General features: G+C 69.5%; 4 protein-coding genes. 3 read left to right on the top strand and 1 reads right to left on the bottom strand.

The features are described from left to right. Positions 1 to 207: 207 nt before the first annotated feature. Positions 208 to 675, top strand: a complete 468-nt coding sequence (locus AC08OV_RS23510; RefSeq protein WP_476615752.1) for a PGPGW domain-containing protein — start codon at positions 208 to 210, stop codon at positions 673 to 675. 11 nt (positions 676 to 686) lie between these two features. On the opposite strand, the gene AC08OV_RS23505 is transcribed toward AC08OV_RS23510, so the two are convergent. Then, positions 687 to 1,085 (bottom strand): hypothetical protein, encoded by a 399-nt coding sequence (locus tag AC08OV_RS23505; RefSeq protein WP_462203487.1) that lies wholly within the window; start codon positions 1,083 to 1,085, stop codon positions 687 to 689. A 329-nt stretch (positions 1,086 to 1,414) separates the two neighbouring features. Here AC08OV_RS23505 and AC08OV_RS23500 point away from each other — a divergent pair, with 329 nt between their 5' ends. Together AC08OV_RS23500 and AC08OV_RS23495 are read left to right on the top strand one after the other, a co-directional pair. Continuing rightward, a complete protein-coding gene (locus AC08OV_RS23500) occupies positions 1,415 to 3,301 on the top strand; it encodes a glycoside hydrolase family 15 protein (protein WP_476615751.1) in 1,887 nt (628 codons plus the stop codon). A 128-nt stretch (positions 3,302 to 3,429) separates the two neighbouring features. Further along, positions 3,430 to 4,713 (top strand): L-2-hydroxyglutarate oxidase, encoded by a 1,284-nt coding sequence (locus AC08OV_RS23495; RefSeq protein ID WP_476615750.1) that lies wholly within the window; start codon positions 3,430 to 3,432, stop codon positions 4,711 to 4,713. Positions 4,714 to 4,836 lie beyond the last annotated feature (123 nt).

The raw sequence follows: 4,836 nt of genomic DNA, 5'->3' as shown, positions 1-4,836 counted from the left end.
GCCCTACCCCCGCGGAGCCGCGAATCCCCGCGCCCCGTCGGCATGTTGGCATGTCGGCATCACGACACGTATCGGTCGAGGAGGTCGAGGAGATCCCCGCCACGATGTTCTTGCGTGATCCGTTATGACGGAAGAACGTCGCAGTAGAGCACCGTCCCAGAGGACACTCCCGCCCCGTCCACGATCCGCTCAGGAGGGTTACCCGACGTGCTGATCCGAAGCGCCCGCCTGTTCCGCCGGATCGCCCTGACCGTGCTGGGTCTCGGCGTCCTCGGCCTCGGGATCGCGATGTTGGCGCTGCCGGGCCCGGGATTCCTCGTCGTGGCGCTCGGGTTCTTCATCCTGAGCCTGGAGTACGAGTGGGCGCGCGGCCGTTTCGAGCAGGCCCGGCGCAAGGCCGCCGACCTCGCCGATCAGGCGGCCGCGAACCGGTTCTCGTCGGCGTTCACGATTCTGTTCGCGCTGGGGATGATCGCCGCGGGAATCGCGTGGATCGTGGTCGACACCCTTCCCGCGTCCTCCGGGTGGTCCGGCGGAAGCCTGATCCTCAGTGGGCTCGTCATCCTGACCACCATGATCGTGAGTCTCTGGCAGGCGAAGGAGGCCCGCGATGCCGGCCGGCCCACGCCCGCCGAACTCCTCGCCCAACGGGAGCCGGAGAAAAGTCGATCCTGATGGGCGAAGGTCTACTGGCCCTGGGTGACCTGACTGATCCCGAGTACGTGCGGCTGGGCGTACACGCACTTGTACAGGGCCGCGCGGTCGACGGTCGACGCCTTCGCAACGTCGTACCGCAGCGGATAGATCCGGCTGGTGGCCAGCTGGTTGCGGTCCTTCGGCAGCTGGATGGCCCTGCCCACCGAAGGGCACGCGGCGCGCACCGCGTCCTTCTGCGCCTCGGTGGCTCCCGGGGCGAAGTACACGACGGCCTCCTGTTGCGGCGGCGGCCCGTCCAACGTCGCGTAGATCCCGAAGACGATCAGGCCGATGGTGGCGAGTACCGCCACGACGACCATCGTCCGGCGCCGAGGGTCGGCCAGGTAGCGAGCGGCACGGGTGACAGCAGGTGACGACGATGGGGCCACGTGGTGAGTCCTGTCACATCGGGGAAGGAAATCTGGTCCGGACGACGGCTGGAGCACCGCCATGACCGGACCCCCAACGTAGTCCGCCGAGCGGGTCCGTAAGGTAAACGCCCTCATGAGGCTTAGCGACCTCCGCCACGGGTAACCGCCGGCCCACCGCTGCGCGGCGTGCTCGTACCGGTTCACCGTCGACCGGCGGCGCTGTGCCCGCGATCGCGCCCAACGACGGGCGACCCCGATGACATCGACCCCGATGATCATCAATTATCCGACGATCATCGATCCAAAGATGATCACAACCAGTGGACCATGGGAGCGAGGAACAGGTCGTGCCATCCCTGATCGAGGACTACGCGCTGATCGGCGACACCCACTCCGCGGCGCTCGTGTCGCGCACTGGGTCGATCGACTGGTTGTGCCTGCCCCGATTCGACTCGCCGTCGTGCTTCGCCGCCCTGCTCGGCGACTCCGAGGCCGGCCACTGGAAGATCGCGCCCGTCGAGCCAGTCCTGGGCATCAGCCGGCGCTACCGCGGCGACACGCTGGTGCTGGAGACGGACATGACGACCGCGTCCGGCACCGTGCGCATCGTCGACGCGATGTTCCCCCGCGCCGGCACGCACACCGTGCTCCGCCTGGTCGAATGCCTCGAGGGTGCGGTCCACCTCCGATCGGAGACCCGGTTCCGCTTCGACTACGGCTCCATCGTGCCGTGGGTCCGCCGGGTGGACGAGCACACCATGTCGGCGGTGGCCGGGCCGGATGCGGTCACCCTGCGGACAACCGCCCCGATGGAGGGGCACGACATGGCCACCTACGCCGACTTCCACGTCGCCGCCGGCCAGTCGGTACCGTTCTCGCTGACCTGGACCCCCTCCCATCAGACTCCCCCGCCGTCCCACGACGTCCGGCGCATGATCACCCTCACCGAGGCGTGGTGGTCGGACTGGATGGCGGGCTGCACCTACGACGGCCAGTGGCAGCCGGCCGTCCGCCGGTCGCTGATCACCCTCAAGGCGCTCACCTACGCCCCGACCGGAGGGATCGTCGCCGCCGTCACGACCTCGCTGCCGGAGCACATCGGCGGCGTGCGCAACTGGGACTACCGGTACTGCTGGCTGCGGGACGCGACAATCACGCTGCTCGCCCTGCTCGACGCCGGGTTCACCAGCGAGGCGACCGCCTGGCGGGAGTGGCTGCTGCGCGCGGTCGCCGGTGACCCCTCCCGGGTACAGATCATGTACGGCGTGGCCGGGGAACGCCGGCTGCCCGAATACGAGATCCCGTGGCTACCGGGGTACGAGAACTCCGCCCCGGTGCGGGTCGGCAACGCCGCCGTCGACCAGTTCCAGCTCGACGTCTACGGCGAGGTCCTCGACGCCCTGCATGTCGCGCGGGTCGCGGTCGCCAACCGTCGCCAGCCCGTGCCCGGGCTGGCGCTCCCCGGCGGGCAGACCATCACCGAGAGCCATGCGGACGACTCCTGGCCGCTGCAGACCAAGCTGATGGACTTCCTCGAGACCGGCTGGCGGAAGACCGACGAGGGCATCTGGGAGGTACGCGGCCCCCGCCGCCACTTCGTCCACTCGAAGGTGATGGCCTGGGTCGCGGCCGACCGGGCGGTACGCGGGATCGTCGAGTCCCGGCTACCGGGCCCCGTCGACCGCTGGTCGGCGCTGCGGGACGAGATCCACACGGAGGTCTGCACCCGCGGGTTCGACTCCGAACGCAACACCTTCACCCAGTTCTACGGCTCCAAGGAACTCGACGCGGCGCTGCTGTACATGCCGCTGGTGGGGTTCCTGCCCGCCACCGACCCCCGCGCCGTGGGAACAGTCGCCGCCATCGAGCGGGAGCTGATGGAGGACGGGTTCGTCCTGCGATATCCGACGGCCGAGGACGGCGCGGTCGACGGACTGCCCGCGGGCGAGGGCGCCTTCCTGGCCTGCACCTTCTGGTTGGCCGACAACTACGCCCTGTCCGGGCGGGTCCACGAGGCTCAGGAGCTGTTCGAACGCCTACTGTCGTTGCGTAACGACGTCGGGCTCCTCGCGGAGGAGTACGACCCCAGGCTGGGCCGGATGACGGGTAATTTCCCGCAGGCGTTCAGCCACGTCCCCCTGGTCAACACCGCGCGGACGCTCACCGACGCGCTGCGCGGCACACCGCGCTCGCGCACCGACCGGGCCCACCCGCCCGGCCACTTCTTCGGCTGAGCCCGCAGGACACCCGGCTGGCTACCGGGCTGACTACCGGCTCGTAACATACCGTGCACGCCGATACTGGATTCGTACGATCGGCGTGATCGGGATTCACGCTTTCGACGGACGGACAGGGGACGGGCGTGGCAGGTCGCATCGCGGTGATCGGCGGTGGAATTCTCGGGCTGGCGGTCGCCCGTCGGCTCGGGCAGGTCGAACCGGGATCGGCCGTGACGGTGTTCGAGAAGGAACAGGACATCGCCCGGCATCAGACCGGCCGCAACAGCGGCGTCGTCCACGCCGGTCTCTACTACGTCCCAGGCTCGCTCAAAGCGACCCTGTGCCGCCGTGGGGTCGGGCTGCTGCGGGAGTTCTGCGCCACGCACCGCATCCGGTACGACGAGTGCGGCAAGATCGTGGTCGCCGTCGACAACAGCGAGCTCGAACGGTTGGCCAAGATCGAGAAGCGGGCGGCGGCGAACGGCGTACCGCGGACCCGGATGCTCGACGCCGACGAGCTGCGGTCCGTCGAACCCCACGCCCGCGGGGTCGCCGCCCTGCACTCACCCACCACCGCCATCATCGACTATCCCGGGGTCGCGCGGGCCCTGCGTACCGAGATCGTCGCCGCTGGCGGGACCGTGCGCACCGGAGCCGAGGTGATCGGGGTGGAGGATCGCCCAGCCGGCGTCCACCTCCGCCTCACGGTCGCCGGAACCGCGCGCGCGCGACCCAACGGCAATCACGAGCTAGCGTCCCGCAACGGTGGCCGGGTCGCCGTCGTCTCCGAAAGCGTCGGGCCGTTCGACCTGCTGATCTCTTGTGCCGGGCTGCAGTCGGACCTGGTTGCGACGCTGACCGGTGAGGACGCCTCCCCGCAGATCGTTCCCTTCCGGGGCGACTACTGGCTGCTGCGCCCCGAGCGGCGTGGCCTCGTCCATGGGCTGATCTATCCGGTTCCGGATCCGCGATATCCCTTCCTCGGCATCCATCTCACCAAGCGCATCGACGGGGAGATCCTGGTCGGGCCGAACGCGGTGCTGGCCACTGCCCGAGAGGGGTACACGGTCGGCACCGTCCAGGGCACCGACCTGCGACGGACGCTCGCCTGGCCGGGGTTCCACAAGATGGCGAAGACCCACTGGAAGACCGGCGCCAAGGAGATGCTGCGCACGGCGAGCAAGCGGGCCTTCGTCGCCGAGGCCCGGCGCTATGTCCCCGAACTGCGGGCCACCGACGTGGTTCGCGGCCCCGCGGGAGTCCGGGCCCAGGCCGTCGCCCGCGACGGTAGCCTCGTCGACGACTTCGTCCTGTCCCACAACGGGCGGGTCGTGCATGTCCGTAACGCGCCATCTCCCGGCGCGACGGCATCGTTGGCGATCGCTGAGCATATCGTCAGCAAAATCGTTCCCGAGCGGGCCGGCTGACAAGCCCGAGAAACCGACCCGCCGTCTACTTGCCGCCGTCTACTTGCCGCCGGCTTCACCGACCCCGAGGTGACGCTGAACCCGGATCCCGCCCGCTTCGAGGCGGGTGAACAGATCCGGAGG

Source organism: Frankia sp. CeTa3Moorea (assembly GCF_978021225.1).
The sequence above is the reverse complement of the archived record's forward strand: the minus strand, read 5'-3'. Positions and strand labels throughout refer to the sequence as shown.